A 22,968-nucleotide genomic window follows, 5' to 3' on the forward strand; every position below is an offset into this window, starting at 1 on the left:
CCCCCTCCCCCGCCTCCCCCGGTTGGTCCCCCCTCGCCGCCGCCCCCGCCCGGACCCCCGCCGTCGAGGGTCGCGTGAAAGTCGGCCAGCATCCCGTCCTCGGCACCCGCGGGCGGGCTGCTGCGCGCGCGCAGCAGCTCGAGGGCTCGCTCGGTCCGGGCATCGAACTCGCTCATCGCTCGCTCCAATCTTCGCGCATCGCCGCGCGGACGTGGGCCCGAGCCGTGCGCAGGCGCCAGTAGACGGTGTTGACCTTGGCCCCCGTGGACGCGGCGATCGCCGGCGCCGTCATGCCCTCGAGCTGGGCGAGGATGAAGACCATGCGCGTGTCCTCGTCGAGGGCCGCGAGGGCCCGGTCGAGCATCGCCAGCGCCTCGCGGTCGGCGGCCCGGTCGTCGAGGGGCCGCTCCGGCGCGGGCTCGGGCAGCTCGCGCACCCGTCGCTCGTGCCGAGCCGAGGTCCGCCGGCGCAGGGACGCGACCCGGCGCGCGATGCCAAACAACCACGCGCGCGGACGGGCCTCGCGGTCTTCTTCGGGCCAGTCTTTCCAGCGGCGGTGCACGATCACGAACACGTCCTGGACCGCGTCCTCGACGGTCTCCTCGGGCACGCCGTGGTAGCGGAGCACTCGCCACACGAAGGCCATCTCTCGGCGGTAGAGGGCGTCAAAGGCCTCTCGCCTGGTGGCCGACGCGCGTGCGTTGCGCTTGCGTGCCGAGGTGCTCCCCATCGTTCGGCCCAGCCATCACCAGCTGCGTGCAGATCCGTGGTTGATGGAGTCGCCAATCTGCGCGAGGGCGTCAATCCCCCCGGGACATCAAGGAAGGCGCAGCTCGATCCCCGCGAGCACCCGGACGCCCGCCGGGGCGTAGCGGAGCACGGGCTCCCCGTCCAGGGCGAAGCCCGCCTGGGCCAGGGGAACGGGCACAGAGGCCTCGACGCCCACGGCCAGGCGCGGGCGCGGAGACCAGCTCAACCCGGGCCCGAGCTCCAGGGCGACCCAGGGCTGGCTCCCCGAGCGCGCGTTGAGCACGGGCGCGAGGGCCTCTCCGCGGATCGACCCGGCCTCGACGCCCGCGCACAAGGGCAGCTCGACGGGCCCCGGCGTCGGCACCCAGCAGCCCCGCGTGCCCAGCCACCAGCCGTCGAAGCGGAGCCGCCGATCATCGCCAACGTCGCGGACCAAGGGCGGCAGCCAGGCCCCGCGCAGCTCCCACCGCCAGCCCTCGCCGAACAGGGCAAAGCGAGGCACGAGGGCCGCGCTGCCCGAGGCCAGGGGGCCGTAGCCGCCGCCCGCGAGCGCGCCCAGGCCCGCGCGCAACGCCGCGTCGTCGCCCCGACCCCGAGCGTCCGCCGAGGAGCTTCGCCACGGGGGCAGATCCTCGGCCGTGACCCTCGGGCGCGCGACGGGCTCGGTCTCGAGGGAGCGGTCGGGCTCCAGCTCCGGTTCGGGCCCCCGCTCTGGCCCCGGTTCGAGTTCCGGTTTGGGCTCCGGTTCGGGTTCGGGCTCCGGCTTCGCTCGTCTGGCGGCGTCGATCTGATTGGCCGCGCTCACGGGATCGAAGGCGACGGCGATCAACAGCGCGAGGGCGTCGACGACGACGGGGCAGCTCTCGGCCTCCAAGCGTCGGTCGTGCTCCCCCAAAGGGCTCGTCAGCACCAGGTCGACCTCCCAGCTCGCCCCGGGGTCCGGAGGCGCAGCCACGTCAATGGTTGCGACCGGCCCCGGCCCCCCGCCGCGAGGCTCGGGCGTGACCTCGACCTCGAGCGTCGGCAGCAGCACCCCCAGGCGCGCTGGTAAGTCCGCGCCCACGGGGCACGCGCCCGCCCCCTCGCCGCGGATCTCGAGGTGGAGCACCTCGGACGGCTCCGGCTCCGGCTCCGGCTCCGGCGGCAAGATCGGCGGACCCAGGCTCCAGAGCCCTACGGCTGCGAGGACGGTCAGCATCGGGCCGGGACCATAGCGCCTCGACCACGGACGGCCCAAGCGACACGTCGCCGCGAGCGGCAAGTTCTTCGCGTCCTGTGGCCTGGAGATCCGCGAACCTGGAGCCGATGCCCAGCTACCCGCTCGTCGTCGGCGCGATCATGACCGCCATCCCCGAGACCATCGACGCTCGCGCGAGCACGGCCACGGCCGTCGCGCGGATGAGCGAGCTCGACATCCGCCACCTCCCGGTCATGGCGGGCGACGAGCTCGTCGGTATCCTCAGCCAGCGCGACCTCGAGCGCGCCCGCGCCTTCCTCGACTCGGCCCCGGGGGTCGTGGGCCCGAACGTCGGCGACCTGTGCACGCGCACGCTGCTGACCGTCGAGCTCGACGCCCCCCTCGACGCCGTCGCCACCCAGATGGCCGACCACAAGCTCGGCTCGGCGCTGGTCCTCGACGAGGGCGAGCTCGTCGGGATCGTGACCAACGTCGACATGTACCGCTGCCTCGCCGACCTCGTCGTCCAGCTCCAGGCTAGCCAGAGCTGATCAACGCCACGCCTGCGGCCATGACCACGACCGCGACGATCTTCGCCGAGGTCACGGCCTCCCCAAACATCAGGCGCCCCAAGACCACCGCCGAGGCCAGCCCGATCGCCCGCTTGCAGGTCTCGACCATGCTGATCATGACGTGCTGGATGGCCAGGAGCTGGGCGCCGATCGCCAGGGTCCCGAACACGATCGCCAGCCCGAGCCAGCGAAAGTCGCGGGCTTCGCTCACCTTCAGCTCCGCCGTGCGCCCGCGGATCACCAGCCACAGCGCGGCCGCCAGGGTCACCCCGCCGACCTGCGTGAGCGCGTGCAGGGGCAAGCTCGCGTAGCCCAGAGCGATCTTGTCGAGGCTCGCCGTGGCGCCCCAGCACGCGGCGACGAGGGTCATCATCCACGCGCCCGGCTCGCGGGCGAAGATCTGCAGCGGCCGCACGTACCACGGCCACGGCTCGGGCTTGCCCGCCTCGCCGTCTTCGCCCTCGTCGCTGTCCCCGGCGTCCTCGCTCAGGCCCAGGGTCAAGGCCCCGAGGACCACGAGCACCATCCCGCCGATCTGCACCGCGCGCGGCTGCTCGGCGAGGATCAGCCTGCCCGCGATCGTCGCAAACACCGGCGTCAGCGACAAAAAAGGGATCGTCAAGCTAAAGGGCGAGACCCGCACGGCGAGCAGGAAGGTCAAGTTGGCGATGATCTGCAGCGCCAGCGCGCCGCCGGCCACGAGCGCGTAGGCCCCCGGATCGCTCACGCCCCCCTCGCCCGCCGGCACGCCAAACCACCACCAGGCCGCGAAGGTCGGGAGCAAGCCCAGGTTGAGCAGGACGATCAGAGGCACCGGCGCGAAGCGGCCGCTGAGCTCCTTGCGGATCACGTCCAGCCCCGACCACCCCGCCGAGGTCGCCAGGACCATGAGCGGACCGAGCACCAGCGCGGTCGTGGTCGCGAGCAGAGCCGGGGTCATGGGCCCAACGCTCTAATCGAGACCGGGGACTTGGTCCAGGACCGAGAGCATGCGCAGGATGTCGAGGCCAAAGCCCACGTGCCAGGTGAAGGGCGAGACGCGCTCGAAGTCCCCGGCCGGGAGGCCCTCGACGGGGACCGGCTCGAGGCGCACGTCGACCATGTACTCGCTGCCTCCGGTCGCGCACACGATGTCCCACAGGGTGCACAGCGCGACCGCGCCGCCCGCGACGAAGAAGTAGGGCGTGGACACCCACGAGACCTGGTCGCCGATCCACAGCTCGCTCTCCACGTCGAACACGGTCAAGCCGATGTGGCCCGAGGGCTGGATGGTGAACCACTTGGGGTCGGGCCGGACGAAGGTGTCGAGGGTGACCGTGCCCATGTGGGTGAAGGCGCTGCGATCGCGCGCCTCGGCGTTGGCGTTGGGCAGGGTGCCGTTGAAGCCCGCGTAGGTGTAGGCCAGCCCCAGCCCGATGCCGGCGCGGTGCCGGGCGTCGGTCCACGGGTAGACGGCGGCGAGCAGGCGCAGGTAGGCGCCGTGGTGGTCGAAGCCCTCGAGGTTGCGCAGGTTGGACTGGACGTAGCCGAGCTCGGCGCGGACGCTGAGCTCGTCGCGGTGCTCCTCGTCCTCCCCGCTCGCGCTCGGGGCCGGGGCCGGGTCGTCGCGGACGGTGGACTCGACCTCCACGGAGTCGACGGAGCCGAAGCCCCCGGGCTTCGCTGGAGCGCCCGGGGTGTCGAAGTCCTTCGCCGCGGCGGGGTCGTCGGCCCAAGGGTCGACCGGCGGCTCGACCCTTGGGTTCGCCGGCTCCGGGTTCGCCGGGGGCGGTCCCTCTCCAGGGTCGGCCTTGGTCCCGCCAGCTGGCGCAAAGCCAGAGCCAGGGCTCGCCTCGGGCTCGGCCTTCTCTTCCTTGGACTCAGATTCGGGCTCGGGCTCGGGCTCGGGCGCCTCGACCACGCCCTCTGCTGGCCCAGCTTCGGGCGCGGGCGCAGCCGCCTGGGCCCGCCCCGCGAACAGGGCGACGAGCGCAAACGCGGACAGGGAGCGCGAGGCGGTCATCACCCCAGCCTCCAACGTCGTCAGCCCCCGGCGGTGCTGATCAGCCGCTCGATCTCGACGTCGGGCTGCTTCACCCGGGGGAGCCCGCGGTAGAGGCTGCCGACGTCGCGCTGCGAGCCCTTGGCGTCGTGGGGCTCGTGGGGGATGTCGTCGCTGCGCGCGGGCGGCTTCACGAAGCCGGCGTCCAGCGCGATCATCAGGCGGCCCGAGCAGGTGCAGGGGTTCTCGCGGTCGACGTGAAAACAGCGCGGAGCCAGGTAGTCCTCGATGCGCTTGCGCGCCCGGGTCAGGCGCACGCGGTAGGCGCTCTCCTTGATGCCGAGCATCTCGGCGGCCTCGGCCGGCGACAGACCCGCCAGGTCCGTGAGCACGAAGGACAGGCGCACGCCCGGGGGCAGGCACCCCAACACCGAGGTCAGGCAGGTGCGCTTGAGCTCCCACATCATCACGTGGATCTGCGTGGGGTCGTCGCTCATGCCCTGGGAGTTCAGGTCGATGGGCCGGGTGATGTCGGAGCGCAGGATGTTGTCGAGGCTCTCGAAGGTGTGCTCGGAGCGACGCCCGAGGCTCTCCTCCATGTTGCGCGCCATCATGCCGAGGAGCGCGCGGCCGGGGTCACCGTCGTTGAGCAGCTTGGTCTCGTCCAGGCGAGCGACGTGGGCGCAGAGCTCCTCGACGAAGCGCGCGGCGTCCTTGCGGGAGCCGCACATCTGGTAGGCGAAGGCGTAGAGCTTGGGAAGCTCCGCGCTGAGCAGTTCGCGGACGTTCTGGGGGGAGCTCACGCAGCGCAGGCTATCACGCTTTGGGCGCGAGCCGATCTACAGCCGCGCTTCGACGGCGACCCAGAACTTCGCTTGCATGGTCGCGTCGCCCTCGAGCCCGCCGAGGCGATTGATCTCCTGCATCCCCGTCGGGCTCGTGACGTTGATTTCCGTCAAGTAGTCGCCGATTACGTCGATACCAGCGAACAGGATCCCGCGCTCACGCAACCAGGGGCCCACTTCGCCGCAGATCTCGCGATCGCGGGGGGACAGCTCGGTCAGCGCCGGGCTGCCGCCGGTGTGGAAGTTGTCGCGCAGCTCCCCGGCGGCCGGCACTCGGAGCACCGCGCCCACGGCCTCGCCGTCGACGATCAAGATCCGCTTGTCGCCCCGCTTGGCATCCGGGAGGAACTGCTGCGCAACGGTCCAGCGCGTGCCGTCGGCCGTGGCGATCTCGATGATCGTGCTGAGGTTCGGGTCCCCAGCCTTGGCCAGCAAGATCTCGCGGCCGCCGTAGCCGAGCAAGGGCTTGACGATCATCTTCCCGCCCATGTCCTCGAGGGCCGCGCGCACGTCCCCGGCGTCGCGAAGCAGGCGCGTGTCGGGGATCAGCGCCGGGAAGTTCAGCATGCTGAGCTTTTCGTTGAGGTCCCGCAACGCCGAGGGCTCATTGATCACCACCGTCCCGGCTCGGTCGAGGATCCACGTCGCCGCGATGAAGGCCTCGTCGACCGGCGGATCCTTGCGCATGAGCACGCAGGCGAAGCTCGACAGCTCGCGCGGCTCGCCCTCGCCCGCGTCGACCAGGGGCGAACCGACGCCCTCGGCGAGCCCCATCAAGCGGACGTGGGCCCGGGCCTGGCCCCCCTGGATGCCCAGCCCCGCGAGGGTCGTGTAGTAGGGGCGGTGGCCGCGGCGCAGGGCCTCGGTGATCATCACGTAGCTGGTGTCCGCCCGCGGATCGAGGTTCTCGAGCGGGTCGATGACGAAGAGGACGTCGGTCACGGGCGCAGTCTAGACCGCTCCCTGGCGAGGGCTGCCCCCCGTTGTTCCGGGTCCTCAGACGGGCTCCCAGGGCCGCTTCGCCCGAACGCGCCCCATCCACAGCTGTGGACAAACCCTGTGGACAAATTGGGGGTTGGGGCAGCGGGAGAAAACAGCTCCCGCGGCGGGTTGGATCGGCCCCCGAGGCCGTGTAGATCCAAGAGGTCGGGCCGCCTGCGGCTCGACCTCCGTTCGCTGCCCCTTTCTTGGGAGACCTGGGATCGACCAGGCATACTTGTGGCACCTGTGACTACACCTGAACACAGCGCCCACCAGCTCGCCCGCGAGCTCCTGGCTCCCTCGTGGTCCCGGGTCCGACGAATTCCGTTGATCCGCCGAGAGATCCGCGAGTTTTTGTCACCTCGTGCCCTCGAGATCCTCTTTGAAGCGGCCAACGGCGCCGAGCTCATCGTCGAGGGAGCCCCTGACTCCCGGTCCACCGCCGCCGACCAGGGCTACGCCACGGTCATGGTCACCGTCGACCTGGCCAACCCGGACCTGGCCGCGATCCTCCGCGAACCCCCCGACATCGCCACGGCCAACCGCGTCGCCGAGCTCATGCGCGGCAGCGAGGCCCTGCGCGAGCGCCTGTGCGCCCTGGCCCGGCCGCGCCTGGCCGAGATCTTTGGCGCCGACGCGGACAGCCTCGGCATCGAGCTCTCGCCGGCGGTCCGCGTCGCGGGCACGACGATCTTGATCGACGGCGACGCCGTGGTCTGGCTAGGCTCGGCCCGGAGCCGCAACCTTTCGAACAAGGTGGTGGGTCAGTGAGCGCGATGAAGGAAGTGGCCGAGGCCGTGCGCGACGTCGAGGCCCTCGCCGAGGGGCGCGACGCGGACCACCTGTACAGCGTGGCCGAGGTCGCCAAGCTGTTCGAGCTGCCCCAGAGCCGGGTCCGCTACTGGTCGCAGACGGGCTTCATCTCGCCCTCGATCCGCCAGGGCAAGCGGCGCTTTTACACCTTCCAGGACCTGATCTCGATCAAGGTCGCCAAGGAGCTGCTCGACGCCGGCCAGCCCCTCCAGCGGGTCCGCCGCAGCCTCGACGCCCTGCGCTGCTACCTCCCGCGCATGGACGCGCCCCTGGCCCGGCTGCGGATCCGCAGCGACAGCGATCGCATCCTCGTCGAAGAGGGCGAGACCACCTACGAGGCGAGCACCGGCCAGCTGCTCCTCGACTTCGACGTCGACACCCTGCGCAAGTCCGTGGCCGAGGTCCTGACCCTGCCCTGGGTCCGCGACCGCGACCGCGACGAGGCCGCAGGCGCGGGCGAGGGCGAGCTGGGCCCCAGCCGCTCGGCCCCCGCCGTGCTCGCCAGCGCCTACGAGATCTTCCAGGTCGCCCTCGAGCACGAGATGCGCTGGGACGGCCGGGACATCCAGTCCGAGCACTTCGGCAACGCCCTGGCCGCCTACGCCCAGGCGACGGAGCTCGACCCCAGCTTCGCCGCGGCGTGGACCAACTACGGCAGCCTGCTCGCGGTCACCGGCGACACCGACCGCGCCCGGGACTGCTTCGACCAGGCCCTGCAGCACGACCCGGACCAGCCCGAGGCCCAGTGCAACCTCGCCGAGCTGGCCCTGCGCGACGGGGAGCTCGAGCTCGCCATCGCGGGCTTTCGCCAGGTCCTGCGCGTCGACCCCGACAACTACGAGGCCCACTACGGCCTGGCCCGGGGGCTCATGGAGGTCGGCGGCAAGGCCCAGGCCCTCGCCCACCTCGAGCGCTTTTGCGGCGCCATCGATCGCCTGCCCGACGAGGAAGCCACCGACGATCTGCTGCTGCGCAAGGCGCAGGTCGAGCGCGTCGTCGCGGCCCTTCGCCGCGAGCTGTGAACGCGCTTTGCTCACGTGTTCGGCCGCGCGGCCGAGGGCGTGGGTGAACAGCCCTCCAACTCGGTCCGCCCCGTCGCGACTGCGATCGGGCGGACTTCTCCATGTTGGCGAAGGCGTGGTGAGCTTAATTCGCGACCCATTCCACCGCCGATGACACAAAAATTAATCGTTGCATTTCGCTCGCCGACGTCGGTATGGAAATGGTGCCGCCATGACCCGGTGCATCCCCACGACTGCTGCCCTCCTCGGAGCGCGCGACCTACTCGTCCTCGACGGTGGGCTGCTCCTCCTCGTGGAGGTCTGCGTGGTGTGAACTAGGTCCTACGGCACCTTCCACGCAGACCCACCCGCCATTTTGGCCGGTGGTTTTTTTGCGTTTGTGCCTTCGAAACGAAGCGAAAGACACCATGAGCGACAAGGTCAAAATCTTCGACACCACCCTCCGAGACGGTGAGCAATCCGCGGGCGTCGCGTTCACGCCCGAAGACAAGCTCGAGATCGCTAGGCAGCTCGAGCGCCTCGGCGTCGACGTCATCGAGGCCGGCTTCCCCTGCACCTCCAAGGGGGACCTGCACGCCGTCCAGCTCATCTCCCGCGAGGTCCGCGGGGCGAGCATCTGCGCCCTCGCCCGGGCCGTGGCCCGGGACATCGACATCGCCTGGGAGGGCGTGCGCGAGGCCGAAGCCCCGCGCCTGCACGTGTTCATCAACGCCAGCGACATCCAGATGGCCCACCAGCTGCGCAAGGGTCGGCGCGAGGTCCTCGAGCAGACCGAGGCCATGGTCCGCCACGCGGCCGGCTACACCTCGGACGTCGAGTTCTCGCCCATGGACGCGACGCGCTCGGACCCCGAGTTCCTCCACGCGATCATCGAGCGAGCCATCGCCGCAGGAGCCACGACCATCAACGTGCCCGACTCCGTGGGCTACGCCCTGCCCGAAGAGAGCGCGGCGATGTTCGCCGGGATCCGCGAGCGCGTGCCCAACATCGACCAGGCCGTGCTCTCGGCCCATTGCCACGACGACCTCGGCCTCGCCGTGGCCAACTCCCTCGCGGCGATCTCGGCCGGCGTGCGCCAGGTCGAGGTCGCGATCAACGGCATCGGCGAGCGGGCCGGCAACACCTCCCTCGAGGAGGTCGTGATGGCCATCGCTACCCGCGGCCAGGACATGGGCGTGCACACCGGCGTGCGCACCCCGGAGCTCTACCGCACGGCCAAGCTCGTCGAGCGCCTCAGCGGCATGGACATCCAGCCCAACAAGGCCATCGTCGGGCGCAACGCCTTCCGCCACGGCTCGGGCATCCACCAAGACGGCATCCTCAAGCTGCGCCAGACCTGGGAGATCATGGATCCGGCGGACATCGGCGTGCCCGGGGGCACGCAGCTGGTGATGGGCAAGCTCTCGGGGCGCCACGCCTTCCGCGAGCACCTGCGCGGCCTCGGCCACGCCCTCGAGGGGGACAAGCTCGACCGCGCGTTCACGGCCTTCAAGGCCCTCGCCGATCGCAAGGTCGCGGTCGACGACCGAGACCTCGAGGCGATCGCCGCCGAGCACGGTCAGACCGCGGGCCACAGCGCCTGGACCGTCGACCGCGTGCAGATCTCTTCGGGGTGCAGCGCCACGCCGACGGCGACCTTGCGCCTGCGCGACGAGGACGGCCAGCTGCGCGAGGACGCGGCCACGGGCAGCGGGCCGCTCGACGCGGTCTACCGCGCCGTCAACCGGATCACCGGCGTCGAGCCGACCCTCGCGGACTTCTCGATCCGCAGCGTGACCGAGGGCCGCGACGCCCAGGGCGAGGTCACCGTGCACGTCGAGGCCTCCGGGCGCAGCTTCGCCGGGCGGGCCGCGGACACGGACATCATCGTCGCCGGCGCGCGGGCCTACACCGCCGCCCTCAACCGCCTCGTCGTCGCCGGGCGCCAGGAAGGCGCGAGCGCATGATCGTCGTCGACGAATCCACTCAGCACCCGCCGCGGACCCTGTTCGACAAAATCTGGGACGCCCACGTGGTCTGCGAGCGCCCCGCCGCGCCGCCGCTGGTCTACATCGACCTGCAGCTGCTCCACGAGGTCACCTCGCCCCAGGCCTTCGAGGGCCTGCGCCTGGCCGAGCGCCCGGTCCGGCGCCCCGACCTGTGCCTGGCCACGGTCGACCACGCCGTCCCCACCGAGGGCCGCGCCAAGCCCTGGGCCGACGCCCTCGCCGTCGAGCAGGTCGAGACCCTGCGCCGCAACTGCGCGGAGGCGGGCATCACCCTCTACGACATCGACGATCCCCGCCAGGGCATCGTGCACGTCGTCGCGCCGGAGCAGGGGCTGACCCAGCCGGGCATGGTGATCGTGTGCGGCGACAGCCACACCGCGACCCACGGCGCGTTCGGGGCCCTCGCCTTCGGCATCGGCACCTCCGAGGTCGAGCACGCCCTCGCCACCCAGACCCTGGCCCAGGCCCGGCCCAAGACCCTCGCCGTCGAGGTCGAGGGCCAGCTCCGACCCGGGGTCGAGGCCAAGGACCTGGCCCTCGCGGTCATCGACGCCCTCGGCTTCGGCGGCGGCACGGGCCACGTCATCGAGTACCGCGGCGCGGCCGTCCGCGGCCTGTCCATGGAGGGGCGCATGACCCTGTGCAACATGTCGATCGAGGCCGGCGCCCGGGCGGGCATGGTCGCCCCCGACGAGACGACCTTCGCCTACCTGCGCGACCGCCCCCACGCCCCCGCGGGCCCCGACTGGGAGCGGGCCACGGCGCACTGGCGGAGCCTGAAGACGGACCCCGGCGCGCGCTTCGATCGCACCGTCCGGGTCGACGCCAGCGCCATCGCCCCGCGCGTCACCTGGGGGACCAACCCGGCCCAGAGCTGCGGGGTCGACGGGCGCGTGCCCGACCCCGACGCCCTGCCCGAGGGCCCCGCCCGCGAGCAAGCCCGGCGGGCCCTCGCCTACATGGCCCTCGAACCAGGCACGCCGATCCGCGACATCCGCATCGATCGCGTGTTCATCGGCTCGTGCACCAACGCCCGCATCGAGGACCTGCGCGCCGCGGCGCGGGTGGTCGAGGGCCGGCGCGTCGCCGAGGGCGTCGCCGCCATGGTCGTGCCGGGCTCGGGCCTGGTCAAAGCCGCCGCCGAGGCCGAGGGCCTCGACCGCGTGTTCCAGGCCGCGGGCTTCTCCTGGCGCGAGCCGGGCTGCTCGATGTGCCTGGCCATGAACCCCGACGTGCTCGAGGCGGGGCAGCGCTGCGCCTCGACCTCGAACCGCAACTTCGAGGGGCGCCAGGGCGCCGGCGGGCGCACGCACCTCGTGGGCCCCGCCATGGCCGCAGCCGCCGCCTTGGCCGGTCGCTTCGTCGACGTCCGGGAGGTGATGTGATGCGCGCCTTTCAGACCGTGACCGGCCGCGCCATGCCCTTGCCGCGCGCGGACGTCGACACCGACCAGATCATCCCCGCGCGCCACCTCAAGCGCACCGGGCGGACGGGGCTCGGCGCCTTCGCCTTCGAGGCCTGGCGCCGCGACCCGGGCTTCGTCGTGAACGACCCGCGCTACAAGGGCGCGCCGATCCTGATCACCGGCCCGAACTTCGGCTGCGGCTCGTCCCGCGAGCACGCCCCCTGGGCCCTCGAGGACCTCGGCGTCCGCGTGATCGTGGCGCCCTCCTTCGCGGACATCTTCCGCCTCAACTGCGCCCGCGTGGGCCTGTTGACCGTGGTCCTCGGCGCGGCCGAGGTCGACGCCCTGACCCGGCGCGTCCAGGACGACCCGAGCACCCAGCTGCGCGTGAACCTGCGCGAGCAGACGCTGCGGGTGGTCGTGAGCGTGGTCGGGGACATCGGGGGCAGCGAAGTGCACCGCTTCGAGGTCGACCCCTTCGTCAAGCACTGCCTGCTCGAGGGCCTCGACGCCATCGCCCTGAGCCTCAGCCACGAGGTCGAGCTGCGCGCCCACGAGGCCCGGCGCCCGGCCTGGATGCCCCGCACCTCGCGGGGGTCGGGGGGTCCGCGATGACGACTCGTCGCAAGGTCCTCGTCGCCGCCGGCGACGGCATCGGGACCGAGGTCACCGCGGCCGCCGTCGAGGTGCTCCGCGCGGTCAGCCAGCGCTTTGGCCTCGGCCTCGAGCTCGAGCCGGCGCTGGTCGGCGGGGCCTCGATCGCCGCCCACGGCACGGCCTTGACTGACGCGGTCCTCGACCGAGCCCGGGCCGCCGACGCGATCTTGTTCGGGGCCGTCGGCGACCCGCGCTACGACGGGCCCGACGCCCCGGATCGCCCGGAGCGGGCCATCCTCGCCCTGCGCAAGCAGCTCGGGTTGTTCGCCAACCTGCGGCCCGTGCGGGTCGACGAGGCGAGCGCTGGGCGCAGCCCCCTGCGCGAGTCGATCGTCGCCGGCACCGACCTGCTCGTCGTCCGCGAGCTCACCGGCGGCATCTACTTCGGCCAGCCCCGCGGCCGCGAGGGCGAGCGGGCCTTCGACACCATGGTCTACACCGCCCCCGAGATCGAGCGCATCGCCCACGTGGCCTTTGGCCTGGCCATGCGCCGACGCAAGCGGCTGACCAGCGTCGACAAGGCCAACGTCCTCGACACCAGCCGGCTGTGGCGCGAGGTCGTGACCCGCGTCGCCGCCAACTACCCCGAGGTCGAGCTCGAGCACCTGCTCGTCGACGCCTGCGCCATGGACATGCTCCGCCGACCCACCCGCTTCGACGTGCTCGTGACCGGCAACATGTTCGGCGACATCCTCACCGACGAGGCGTCCATGCTGCCCGGCTCCATGGGCCTCATGCCCTCGGCCAGCCTCGCCCCCCCGCGGCCCGACGGGACCCACCCCGGGCTCTACGAGCCGATCCACGGCTCCGCCCCCGACATCGCCGGGCAGGGCATCGCCAACCCCGTGGCGACCATCGCGAGCGCGGCCATGCTGCTGCGCAGCTCCCTCGGCCAACCCGAAGCGGCCGCGGCCGTCGAGGCGGCCATCGCTGCGACCCTCGCCGAGGGCGTCGCGACCGTCGACATCCTCGGGCCGAGCCAGGGCGTGTCGACCCAGACCGTGACCGAGGCCATCGTCGCGCGCATCAACCCGGGTTGATGTTGATCACGAAGTTCCCGCCAAAGTCATGGGCGGGCGCGTCGACCACGACGAATACGGTCTGGTCGGCGTCGAGGTCGAGGGTCAGGCTCGTCCACGGCTCCTCGCCCTCGGTCGCGTCGGCGCAGCCCAGCTCCGGACCCCAGCAGCCCTCGTCCCGAACGTAGAGCACCGTGTAGTCCTCTGATCCCTGGGTGTCGAAGGCGTAGGTCCCCGCGGCGGGTGCGGTCCAGCTGAAGCTCAGCTCGTTGCCCCACCCGCCGCAGCTGGCCGTGTACAGGCCGTGGTCCCACTCGACCTCGCCGCTGCCCGTGGCCGGCAGCGCGTCGCCGAGGTCCTCGGGCGCGGGGCAGCTGAGCTCCTCGATGTGCAGCGCGTAGTCGCCGAAGCTGCTGCCCCGCTTGCCGTCGAGGATGATGGTCATCGACTCGCCCTCGTGCAGGCCGAGCTGAACCTGGGAGTCCGCGTCGACCACGTCGCCAAGATCGATGTAGTCGTCGTTGCAGGCCAGCCAGGGCTCGGGCTCGCACAACCCGGGCAGCAGGCCGAGGACCGTGTCGTAGTCGCTGCCGATGCTGTCGACGGAGAACAGGCCGGTCTTCGGCGCGGTCCAGGTGAAGCTCAGATCGCGGCCGCCGACCCCGTAGCCGAGGCATGAGTCGAACTCGTCGTCGGCGTCGGCGCTGTTGCCCTGGACGAGCACCGGCAAGCCCTCGAGGTGCATGTCGGCGCAGTCCGGGGGCGGGCCGGTGTCCGTGCTCTCCTCCGACTCGCCCTCAGTCGTGTCCGCGCCCGACTCGTCTTCCGTCGTGCTCGTGCTCGACTCGTCCTCTGTCGTGCTCGTGCTCGACTCGTCCTCTGTCGTGCCCGTGCTCGACTCGTCCTCCGTGCCCGCGGTCGAGTCCGTCGTGTCCTCGGACGCCCCAAGCTCGTCCTCCCCCGGACCTGCGGGGTCCGGAGCGGAACAACCCAAGGTGGACAACACCCCCGCGAGGGCGGCACCCAACCCGGCATGACGAGTGAGGATGTGCGACGAGGCCATGCCACCAGGGTACCCCTGGCGAACTCCCAATCGGATGGGGGCGACAACGCCCCGCCAGCCCTCAACCAGCGGCCTTGACCGTCGCCGCGCCGCTGACCTCCTTGGTCACCGTCGGGCTGCCCAGGTACTCCACCGATCCCGCCCCCGACACCTCGACGTCGAGGGTGTCGGTGGCGTGGACCTTCGCGTCCGCAGCCCCCGACAACTCCAGCTCGACGTTCTTGGCGGTCAGCTCGGCCGCGTCGAGCTCTGCCGCGCCCGAGATGTCGACCTCGAAGGTGTCGACGGAGCCGGCGAAGACAGCGTCGGCGGCCCCGGAGATGTCGACCTCGAACTTCTCGCCGTGCAGGCCCGTGACCTCGAGGTCCGAGGCGCCCGAGAGGTCGACGTCGGCGAGGCTCGGCACGGTGATGTTGAGCTCGATGGGCAGCTTGGGCCGGACGTTGTTGGCGTCGACCGAGATGATCAGCCGGCTGCCTTCGACGGTGGTCGTGACCTTGGGCACGATGTTGTCGTCGCCGCTGACCTCGATGGTCTGGTCCGCGCCGACCTCGATGTGCACGTCCATGGCCCCGGACACGTCGACCCCCGTGAAGGCCTCGACCTCGCGGGTCTCGGTCATCTTGGTGCCGCTCCCCCGGAGGGCGCAGCCGGACACCAGCGCGGCGGTCGTGAGGATCAGCAAGGGGGTGGCGAAGAGCTGGAGACGGGTCATTCGGGGTCCTTATCGGGTCGGCTGCGATCTGGGTTGGGCTGGGCTGCACGAGCCTGTGTCCGCCGACGGTGCTGCGCAAGCCCCGAGCGCGCCCGCGCATTCCCGCCGCGCTCAGGCTGTGACCCAGACAACGCTCCTCGGACCACGTTGACCCGCGACGTCAGCAATGGCACCTCGGCTTCATGCTCTTCGTGCGCCGTGTCGCCCTGTGTCTCCCCCTGGTGCTGATCGCCTGCAAGCCCGAGCCCGCGAGCAGCCAGCCCGACGCGAGCCCCACGACGGAGGCGACGGCCGCCGAGAGCCCCGCCGACGACTTCGTGTGGGTCAACGATCGCTTCGCCGACATCCAGATCCTCCGCTACCAGATCCCCGGCTTCGACGAGCTCGACCTCCAGCGCAAGCAGCTGCTCTACTACCTGAGCCAGGCCGCCCTCGCCGGCCGCGACATCACCTACGACCAGAAGTTCGCCGGCAACCTGACCGTGCGCAAGACCCTCGAGGCGATCGTGCGCGGCTACGAGGGCGACCGCGAGGCCCCCGAGTTCCAGGCGCTGATGACCTACACCAAGCGGGTGTGGTTCGCCAACGGCGTCCACCACCACTACTCGGGCAAGAAGTTCGAGCCGGGCTTTAGCCGGGAGTTCTTCGCGGCGACGGTCAACAGCCTCGACCCGGCGACCTTGCCCCAGACCCTGCCCAGCGCGACCGCTGCCAGCGGGGGCGAGGCCGCCGACGCGGCCGCCCTGCTCGCCTACCTCGAGCCGATCCTCTTCGACCCCAACTACGAAGCCAAGCGGACCAACCGCGATCCCAAGGCCGACCCCGTCGCCGACTCGGCCAACAATTTTTACGGCGAGGGCGTGACCGCCGAGGCCGTCGAGGCCTTCTACAAAAAGAAGGCCGACCCCAACGACCCCACGCCGATCTCCTGGGGCCTCAACTCCAAGCTCGTGCTCGAAAACGGCGAGCTCGTCGAGAAGACCTGGTACGCCGACGGCATGTACGGCCCGGCGATCCAGGAGATCGTCAAGTGGCTGGTCAAGGCCCGGTCCGTGGCCGAGAACGACCAGCAGCGCGCGGTGCTCGAGAAGCTCATCGCCTACTACAACTCCGGCGACCTCGCCGACTTCGACGCCTACAACATCGCCTGGGTCCAGGACACGAAGTCGCAGGTCGACACGGTCAACGGCTTCATCGAGGTCTACGACGACGCCCTGGGCTACCGCGGCAGCTGGGAGGCCGTGGTCTCGGTCAAGGACCGCGAGGCCAGCGAGCGCATCGCCGCGATCTCGGGCCAGGCCCAGTGGTTCGAGGACAACTCGCCGCTGATCGAGGCGCACAAGAAGAAGAACGTGGTCGGCGTCTCGGCCAAGGTCATCACCGTGGTCGTCGAGGCCGGCGACGCGGCCCCGTCCACGCCGATCGGCATCAACCTGCCCAACGCCAACTGGATCCGCGCCCAGCACGGCAGCAAGTCCGTCAACCTCGGCAACATCGTCGAGGCCTACGAGCACGCCAAGTCCGGCAACGGCCAGCTCGAGGAGTTCACCTTCGACGACGCCGAGCTCGCCCGCGCCCAGGAGTTTGGCGGCCTCGCCCACAAGCTCCACGTCGACATGCACGAGGTCATCGGCCACGCCTCCGGGCAGATCAACCCCGGCGTCGGCACCCCCAAGGAGACCCTCAAGCAGTACGCCAGCGCCCTCGAGGAGGGCCGCGCGGACCTGGTCGGGCTCTACTACATCATGGACCCCAAGCTCGTGGAGCTCGGCCTGATGCCCTCCCTCGAGGTCGGCAAGGCCGCCTACGACGAGTACATCCGCAACGGCCTGATGGTCCAGCTCACCCGCCTCGAGCCCGGCGAGGACGTCGAGGAGTCGCACATGCGCAACCGCCAGCTCGTCGCCGCCTGGGCCTACGAGCAGGGCAAGGCCAAGGGGGTCATCGAGCGGGTCCAAAAGGACGGCAAGACCTACTTCGTGGTCCGCGACTACGACGAGCTGCGCGTGCTCTTTGGCCAGCTGCTGCGCGAGCTCCAGCGCATCAAGAGCGAGGGCGACTTCGAGGCCGGCAAGGCGCTGATCGAGACCTACGGCGTCGAGGTCGACCCGCAGATCCACGCCGAGGTGCTCGAGCGCAACGCCGCCCTGGACATCCCGCCCTACTCGGGCTTCATCCAGCCCAAGCTCGTGCCGGTGATGGAGGGCGACGCGATCGTGGATGTGAAGGTCGAGTACCCCGACGACTTCGCGGCGCAGATGCTCGAGTACTCCGAGACCTACGGGTACCTGTAGGTCCGGCCCCTGCTCGACGCTGCCCCGTCGCCGCCCGCGCGGGGGGTCGCCGGCCCGTGGGCTTCGCGCTATCGCTAGCGGTGAGGGCGCGCCCGCGCCCAAGGAGCACACCCATGACCGACCTCCTCCCCGGCATCGTCCAAAAGAGCGGCAGCCAGATCGGCTTCGACACCACCACCCGCCTCGACCAGGCCAAGGCGGCCGAGTTCGCCTCGGACGGCTTCACCTTCTGCGTCCGCTACATCAGCCGCGATGACCACGTCGAGACCGCGACCACCGGCTCGGGCTCGATGAGCCGGGCCGAGGCCGAGGCGATCCTCGCGGGCGGCCTCGCGCTCATGCCCGTGCAGTTCGCCCAAAAGAACTTCGCCCCGACCCGGGACCAGGGCACGACCCTCGGGACCAACGCGGCCAAGAACGCCGCCGCCCTCGGCTTCCCCGAGGGCGTCAACGTGTGGTGCGACGTCGAGGCCATCGACTCGAGCTCGACCACCCAAGAGGTCGTCGACTACGCCAACGCCTGGGCCAGCGCGGTGTCGAGCGCGGGCTACCTGCCCGGGCTCTACGTCGGCCCCAACTCCAAGCTGACCACCTCGGTGCTCTACCAGGAGCTGAGCTTCCAGCACTACTGGAAGTCCGCCGCCTGGGTCCCCAACGTCGACACCCGCGGCTACCAGATGTGGCAGTCGATCAGCATGACCAAGTTCGGGGTCTACATCGACGTCGACCTGGTCGGCATCGACTCCAAGCAGGGGCGCCCCTACTGGCTCGCGCCCGACCCGGAACAGCTCGGGCAGAGCCGCTTTGAGGCCTGACGCCCCTGTGCCCCTACCTGGCCCCTGCCTGAGCGGCCGTCGACGGGAACCGGCCGCTGCGCTATAGCTCGCTCGTGGCCAGCACCCTCGACGACGCGACCCGCAAAACCCTCCAAGACCTCGTGACCCGCGAGCGCGTGGTCCTGTTCATGAAGGGCAACCGCCGCTCGCCGCAGTGCGGGTTCTCGGCCGCGGTGGTCGAGACCCTCGACCTGTGGCTCGACAGCTACCACACCGTCGACGTGCTCGCCGACGAGGCGATCCGCGAGGGGGTCAAGCTGTTCTCCGAGTGGCCGACGATCCCCCAGCTCTACGTCGGCGGGGAGTTCCTCGGCGGGGCGGACATCATCCGCGAGCTCGAGGACACCGGCGAGCTGCCCAAGGCCCTGGGCGTGCCCGACACCCTCGAGCCCCCGCAGATCACCATCTGCGCCGGGGCGGCGGCGCAGATCAAGGCGGCCTTCGACTCCCCCGAGGTCGACGAGGCCGACCAGCTGCGCCTGGCCATCGACGCGCGCTACCACAACGACCTGTCCATCGGCCCGCGCCGGCCCGGGGACGTGGCCGTCGAGAGCCAGGGCCTGACCCTGCTCCTCGATCGCCGCAGCGCCCGGCGGGCCCGCGGCCTGAGCATCGACTTCGTCGACGGACCCGACGGCACGGGCTTCAAGATCGACAACCCCAACGCGCCGGCGAGCGTGCAGTCGATCTCGGCCAAGGAGCTGCAGGCGCGCATGGACGCGGCCGAGGACGAAGGCATGGAGTTCCACCTCCTCGACGTGCGCACCCCGGCCGAGCGCGAGCTGGCCGTGGTCGAGGGCTCGGTGCTCCTCGACGGCGAGCGCGCGGCCGCCCTCGAGGATCTGCCCCGGGACACGCCGCTGTACTTCATGTGCCACCACGGGATGCGCAGCATGCGAGCGGCGGAGCACTTCGCCAGCGTCGGCTTTCGCCAGGTGTTCAACGTGACCGGCGGGATCGCGGCGTGGTCGAGCGAGGTCGACCCGAAGGTGCCGCAGTACTAAATTTGAATTCATGCGCCGCACCGGGCCTGCGAGCACTCTGAGGGCCTCCGGTCTGGTCCTGAGCGCGTCTTTGGCTGCGCTGAGCTGCAGCGAGGGGGGTGGGAGCGGTGAAAGCGGTGACGGGATGTCGCTGTCCATGGGGGCCGCCGTCGACGCCGGCAGCTCCGACGACGAGGTCGGCGCGAGCGAGGGGCCCGAGACCAGCACGGACACGAGCGCGAGCTCGGGCAGCGGCGAGTCCACGGGCAGCGACGGCTCGACCGCCGACACCACGGACACGGACGAGGGCACCGAGACCACCGCGGGCCGCCCCTGCGACGGCAGCGAGGGCTTCGACTTCAGCTACCTGTGGGTCGCCAACACCACCCAGGGCAGCGTGTCCAAGGTCAACACCGCGACCATGGTCGAGGAGGCCCGCTACATCACCGGGCCCCACGATCCCGGCTGGCTCAGCCCCTCGCGCACGACCGTGAGCCTCGACGGGCGCCTGGCGATGGTCGGCAACCGACGCAAGCGCAGCGTGACGATGATCGCCGCCAACGTGGCCGACTGCGTCGACCAAGACCAAGACGGCGTGATCACCACCTCGACCGGCCCCGAAGATCTGCTGCCCTTCGGGGAGGACGAGTGCGTGCTGTGGACGACCGCCCTCCCGGACGCTGGCGGCGGTCAGGAGTCCGGGCCCCGCGGCATGGGCTTCGAGCCCGGCGAGCTGAACCTCGAGACCTGCGCCTACGAGGACCCCAAGGTCTGGGTCGGCTGGCACGGCGGCCTCGACACCCACGCGCACATGGCCCGCCTCGACCCGCTAACCGGCGCCGTCGAGGGCGTCGCCAGCGTGCACGACTGGGACTCGGGCTGGAACGAGTACGCCCCCTACGGCGCGGCCTACGACGGCGCCGGCCATGTGTGGTTCACGGCCCTGCGCGGCGACCTGTTCCGCGTCGACACGGGGAGCTTCGCGCTCGAGCGCTGGACCGCGCCAGCGGCCGTCCAGGCCTACGGGATGAGCGTCGACCCCAACGGCGACCCCTGGTTCGGCGGCTGCACCGGGCCGGTCTCGATGTTCGACGCGGACACCGAGACCTTCACGACCGTCGAGGGCACCCACGCCTGCCACCGCGGCGTCGCGGCCGACACCCTCGGCAACATCTGGGTCGCGTCCAACAGCCCCTGCGGGCTCGTGCAGATCGACCGCGACAGCCGGACCCTGATCGCCTTCCACGGCGACGAGTACTTCGACCACCACTGCGCCAAGCCCGTGGGCGTGAGCGTGGACGTCGAGGGCTTCGTGTGGCTCGTCGACCAGGAGGGCTGGGCGTGGAAGATCGACCCGGAGACCCTCGCCAAGGAGCACCTGCTGATCCCGGGCAATCACTACACCTACTCGGACATGACCGGCGGGGGCCTGTCCGCGGTGGTCCACCCCCAGTAGGCGCGCGCCCCCGCCCACCGACTTCGGGGGGCCAAAGCTCACGTTTGGCGGCCCCAGGGGTCAGCTTCACGGCATTTTTGCTCCGAGCGTGAAGCCTTTGGGCCCCCGGGGACATGCAGGCAGGTCGACTCCGCGATACTGTCCCCCGGAGAGACCCGCCATGACCACTGCCGACGGTGCACAGCGTTACTTCGACTCGGTCCCCAGCGAGTGGGATTCCCTGTACTCCCACGAGAACCGGGTCTACTACATGGCCAACCAGTATCTCCGCAAGGGGATCTTCGAGCGCTATGACCTGACCTTCCAGACCGTGGGCGACCTCGAGGGCAAGAAGGTCCTCGACATCGGCACGGGCACGGGCCGCTTCGCGGTCGAGTGCGCCAAGCGGGGCGCCGACGTGATCGGCATCGACTTCGCGCCCAAGATGATCGAGTTCTCGCGCCAGGCCGCGCGCCGCTTCGGCGTCGAGGAGCGCTGCAAGTTCGTGGTCGGCGACGTGCTCGAGCACGACTTCGACGAGCAGTTCGACGTGGTCCTGGCCCTGGGCCTGTTCGACTACGTGCGCGAGCCCTCGGCGTTGATGGAGCGCATCGGTCGCTTCGAGCCGAAGGTCTTCGTGGCCTCCTACCCGCTGTTCTCGCCGCTCTACGGCCTGCAGCGCTTCGTCCGCTACAACATCATCCGTCAGTGCCCGATCTACTACTACGATCGCGCGGACATCGAGAAGCTGCACGCGCTCGGCAACTTCGACCACTCCGAGATCATCCCGATCACCAAGGGCCACATCGGCATCGGCCGCAACGACTGAGCGACCGAGCCCAGCACGCGCGAGAGATCCATGGCCAGAGCGCGCGAGGACCAAGGGGAGCGCCGCCGGTTCCTGCCCTGGTCGCGCGCGCTCTTGCTGATCGCCGTCATCGGGCCGGCGCTGGCCCTGGGCGGGGTCAAGCCGCTGACCGTGCCGGTGTTCGCCGTCGTGGTGTTCGGCCTGCTGCTGCGCCGCTGCCTACGTAGCGACGAGGCCCTGCGCGTGCCCGCGCTGTGGTGGCTGGGCTTGGGCCTGAGCGCGCTGACGGCCATCCAGTGTGCCCCGCTGCCGAGCGCGGTCTACGAGCTCGCGGCCCCGGGCCTGGCCGAGGCGACCCAGGCGGCGCTGGTCGACACGGGCCAGGGCTGGTCGCGGATCTCCGTCCAGCCCGGGCAGACCACCCTCGAGTGCGCCCGCCTGCTCGCGCTGACGGGCCTGTTCGTGGCCGCGGCCCAGCTGAGCTGGCGCCTGGTCGCCGCCTACGTCAGCGCCGCGGGCACGGCCGTGGCGCTCATCGGCCTGGTCCAAAAGGTCGCGGGCGCCGAGGCGATCTACGGGCTCTACACCCCGCGCCAGGCGGTCTTTGGCCTGGGCCAGGAGCTGGGCTCGCCGCTGCTGACCAGCTTCGTCAACGCCAACCATCAGTCCGGGCTGCTCTTGCTCGGGCTGTTCGCGGCGGCGGCCATGGGCCTGGACCTGCGCCGCCGCGCCCAGGAGAGCCTCGACCCGCGCAGCCGCGACCGGCTCAGCGACCGCGCGACCCTGGCCTGGGGCTGCGTGGCGATCCAGGCGACGGCGCTGGTTCTATCGATGTCTCGGGGGGCGCTGATCAGCGCGGCCCTGGTGACCCCCGTGGCGCTGTGGTTCGCGGGCGCGGCGGGTCTGGGGCGGGCGGGCGCGGCGGGCTCGTCCGCGCGCCGCCAGGGGCGTCGGCAAGCGGCGATCCTCGTCCCCGTGGGTCTGGCGATGCTCGGCATGCTCGCCCTGGCCCTCGAGCAGGGGGCCTCGGAGCAGCTCGCGAGCCTGCGCGACCCAAGCAGCTTCGCGGACAAGCTCCGCGTCGCCCGGGAGGGCCTGGCCCTGGTCCCGCGCTCGCCGGTGCTGGGCACGGGGCGCGGCACCTTCGTGGACCTCTTCCCCCTCGTCGACTCGCGCCCGGGCCCCGTGCTGTTCACCCACCTCGAGTCGACGCCGGTGGCGTGGATCGTCGAGTGGGGCCCGCTCGCCGGGGGCGGTGCGGTGATCGCCATCGTGTGGTGGGGGCTGGCGAGCCTGCGCGCGGCCTCCCCGGGGGCGCGGGTGGTCCTGTGCGGGCTGGCGGCCCTCGCCGTGCAGTCGTGCGCGGACTTCTCCCTCGACTTCCTGGGCGTCGCGGCCCCGGCCGTGGCCCTCGCGGGCGCGCTCGGACCCAGCGCGCGGTCCAAGTCCAAGTCCTCGCCGGGCTGGAAAACACGGACGACGGCGATCGTGGCAGGCCTCGGCGCGCTCGTGGCCATCGCCCTGTCCCTCGTCGCGCGGCCCGGGACCTGGTCCGAGCGCCGGCCCCGGGACCGCGCGCTCCTCGACCGCGCCCTCGAGCCCGAACACGCCGGCGCGGTCCGAG

At 71.3% G+C, this 22,968-nt stretch carries 21 protein-coding genes; 13 read left to right on the top strand and 8 right to left on the bottom strand.

Features of this window, described 5'->3' with window-relative positions; genetic code table 11:
- Positions 1 to 172 precede the first annotated feature (172 nt).
- Both PPSIR1_RS37245 and PPSIR1_RS49795 read right to left on the bottom strand, forming a co-directional pair.
- Positions 173 to 646, bottom strand: a complete 474-nt coding sequence (locus PPSIR1_RS37245; RefSeq protein ID WP_045117520.1) for an RNA polymerase sigma factor — start codon at positions 644 to 646, stop codon at positions 173 to 175.
- A 171-nt stretch (positions 647 to 817) separates the two neighbouring features.
- Entirely contained in the window at positions 818 to 1,705 is an 888-nt protein-coding gene (locus PPSIR1_RS49795; protein WP_198154700.1) for a hypothetical protein, read from the bottom strand.
- A 350-nt stretch (positions 1,706 to 2,055) separates the two neighbouring features.
- Here PPSIR1_RS49795 and PPSIR1_RS37255 point away from each other — a divergent pair, with 350 nt between their 5' ends.
- Positions 2,056 to 2,478 (top strand): CBS domain-containing protein, encoded by a 423-nt coding sequence (locus PPSIR1_RS37255; protein WP_006976453.1) that lies wholly within the window; start codon positions 2,056 to 2,058, stop codon positions 2,476 to 2,478.
- Here the strand turns inward: PPSIR1_RS37255 and PPSIR1_RS44930 are convergent.
- The 4 genes from PPSIR1_RS44930 to gshB are packed head-to-tail and all read right to left on the bottom strand — an operon-like array spanning position 2,465 to position 6,267.
- Positions 2,465 to 3,439: an EamA family transporter gene (locus PPSIR1_RS44930; protein ID WP_006976454.1), complete on the bottom strand. Its 975-nt coding sequence runs from the start codon at positions 3,437 to 3,439 to the stop codon at positions 2,465 to 2,467. The genes PPSIR1_RS37255 and PPSIR1_RS44930 overlap by 14 nt on opposite strands.
- A 12-nt stretch (positions 3,440 to 3,451) precedes the next feature.
- Positions 3,452 to 4,501: a hypothetical protein gene (locus PPSIR1_RS37265; protein WP_157596388.1), complete on the bottom strand. Its 1,050-nt coding sequence runs from the start codon at positions 4,499 to 4,501 to the stop codon at positions 3,452 to 3,454.
- Positions 4,502 to 4,521: 20 nt separating this feature from the next.
- Positions 4,522 to 5,283, bottom strand: coding sequence for an RNA polymerase sigma factor (locus PPSIR1_RS37270; protein WP_006976456.1), 762 nt, complete (start codon positions 5,281 to 5,283; stop codon positions 4,522 to 4,524).
- Between the two features lie 36 nt (positions 5,284 to 5,319).
- Entirely contained in the window at positions 5,320 to 6,267 is a 948-nt protein-coding gene (gene gshB / locus PPSIR1_RS37275) for a glutathione synthase (RefSeq protein ID WP_006976457.1), read from the bottom strand.
- Positions 6,268 to 6,552: 285 nt separating this feature from the next.
- Here gshB and PPSIR1_RS37280 point away from each other — a divergent pair, with 285 nt between their 5' ends.
- The 6 genes from PPSIR1_RS37280 (at position 6,553) to leuB (ending at position 13,231) form a co-directional block, all read left to right on the top strand.
- Positions 6,553 to 7,077, top strand: a complete 525-nt coding sequence (locus tag PPSIR1_RS37280) for a hypothetical protein (protein ID WP_157596389.1) — start codon at positions 6,553 to 6,555, stop codon at positions 7,075 to 7,077.
- A gap of 5 nt (positions 7,078 to 7,082) precedes the next feature.
- Complete coding sequence (locus tag PPSIR1_RS37285) at positions 7,083 to 8,141, top strand: helix-turn-helix domain-containing protein (protein ID WP_006976459.1); 1,059 nt, start codon at positions 7,083 to 7,085, stop codon at positions 8,139 to 8,141.
- A 407-nt stretch (positions 8,142 to 8,548) separates the two neighbouring features.
- On the top strand, positions 8,549 to 10,087 hold the full coding sequence (locus PPSIR1_RS37290; protein WP_006976461.1) for a 2-isopropylmalate synthase: 1,539 nt from the start codon (positions 8,549 to 8,551) through the stop codon (positions 10,085 to 10,087).
- A complete protein-coding gene (gene leuC / locus PPSIR1_RS37295; RefSeq protein ID WP_006976462.1) occupies positions 10,084 to 11,514 on the top strand; it encodes a 3-isopropylmalate dehydratase large subunit in 1,431 nt (476 codons plus the stop codon). The genes PPSIR1_RS37290 and leuC overlap by 4 nt, the downstream gene beginning before the upstream one ends.
- The gene (leuD, locus tag PPSIR1_RS37300) at positions 11,514 to 12,149 is read left to right on the top strand and encodes a 3-isopropylmalate dehydratase small subunit (protein WP_006976463.1); all 636 of its coding nucleotides are present in this window, start codon (positions 11,514 to 11,516) and stop codon (positions 12,147 to 12,149) included. The genes leuC and leuD overlap by 1 nt, the downstream gene beginning before the upstream one ends.
- Positions 12,146 to 13,231, top strand: a complete 1,086-nt coding sequence (gene leuB / locus PPSIR1_RS37305; protein WP_006976464.1) for a 3-isopropylmalate dehydrogenase — start codon at positions 12,146 to 12,148, stop codon at positions 13,229 to 13,231. Before leuD ends, leuB begins: the two co-directional genes overlap by 4 nt.
- On the opposite strand, the gene PPSIR1_RS37310 is transcribed toward leuB, so the two are convergent.
- A complete protein-coding gene (locus PPSIR1_RS37310) occupies positions 13,218 to 14,273 on the bottom strand; it encodes a hypothetical protein (RefSeq protein WP_157596390.1) in 1,056 nt (351 codons plus the stop codon). The genes leuB and PPSIR1_RS37310 overlap by 14 nt on opposite strands.
- Positions 14,274 to 14,334: 61 nt before the next feature.
- The gene (locus tag PPSIR1_RS44935) at positions 14,335 to 14,988 is read right to left on the bottom strand and encodes a head GIN domain-containing protein (RefSeq protein WP_006976466.1); all 654 of its coding nucleotides are present in this window, start codon (positions 14,986 to 14,988) and stop codon (positions 14,335 to 14,337) included.
- A 182-nt stretch (positions 14,989 to 15,170) separates the two neighbouring features.
- Between PPSIR1_RS44935 and PPSIR1_RS37320 the strand changes: the two genes are divergently transcribed.
- The 6 genes from PPSIR1_RS37320 to PPSIR1_RS37345 form a co-directional block, all read left to right on the top strand.
- Positions 15,171 to 17,282, top strand: coding sequence for a dipeptidyl-peptidase 3 family protein (locus PPSIR1_RS37320; RefSeq protein ID WP_006976467.1), 2,112 nt, complete (start codon positions 15,171 to 15,173; stop codon positions 17,280 to 17,282).
- Positions 17,283 to 17,395: 113 nt separating this feature from the next.
- Positions 17,396 to 18,097 (top strand): DUF1906 domain-containing protein, encoded by a 702-nt coding sequence (locus tag PPSIR1_RS37325; RefSeq protein ID WP_006976468.1) that lies wholly within the window; start codon positions 17,396 to 17,398, stop codon positions 18,095 to 18,097.
- 74 nt (positions 18,098 to 18,171) lie between these two features.
- Positions 18,172 to 19,122 (top strand): glutaredoxin domain-containing protein, encoded by a 951-nt coding sequence (locus tag PPSIR1_RS37330; protein WP_006976469.1) that lies wholly within the window; start codon positions 18,172 to 18,174, stop codon positions 19,120 to 19,122.
- Positions 19,123 to 19,246: 124 nt separating this feature from the next.
- The gene (locus PPSIR1_RS37335) at positions 19,247 to 20,557 is read left to right on the top strand and encodes an NHL repeat-containing protein (RefSeq protein WP_006976470.1); all 1,311 of its coding nucleotides are present in this window, start codon (positions 19,247 to 19,249) and stop codon (positions 20,555 to 20,557) included.
- A gap of 160 nt (positions 20,558 to 20,717) precedes the next feature.
- Complete coding sequence (locus PPSIR1_RS44940) at positions 20,718 to 21,365, top strand: class I SAM-dependent methyltransferase (protein ID WP_006976471.1); 648 nt, start codon at positions 20,718 to 20,720, stop codon at positions 21,363 to 21,365.
- 30 nt (positions 21,366 to 21,395) lie between these two features.
- A partial coding sequence (locus PPSIR1_RS37345; protein ID WP_006976472.1) for an O-antigen ligase family protein occupies positions 21,396 to 22,968 on the top strand: 1,573 nt, incomplete at its 3' end.

This window comes from Plesiocystis pacifica SIR-1, assembly GCF_000170895.1.
Classification (GTDB): Bacteria; Myxococcota_A; Polyangia; order Nannocystales; family Nannocystaceae; genus Plesiocystis; species Plesiocystis pacifica.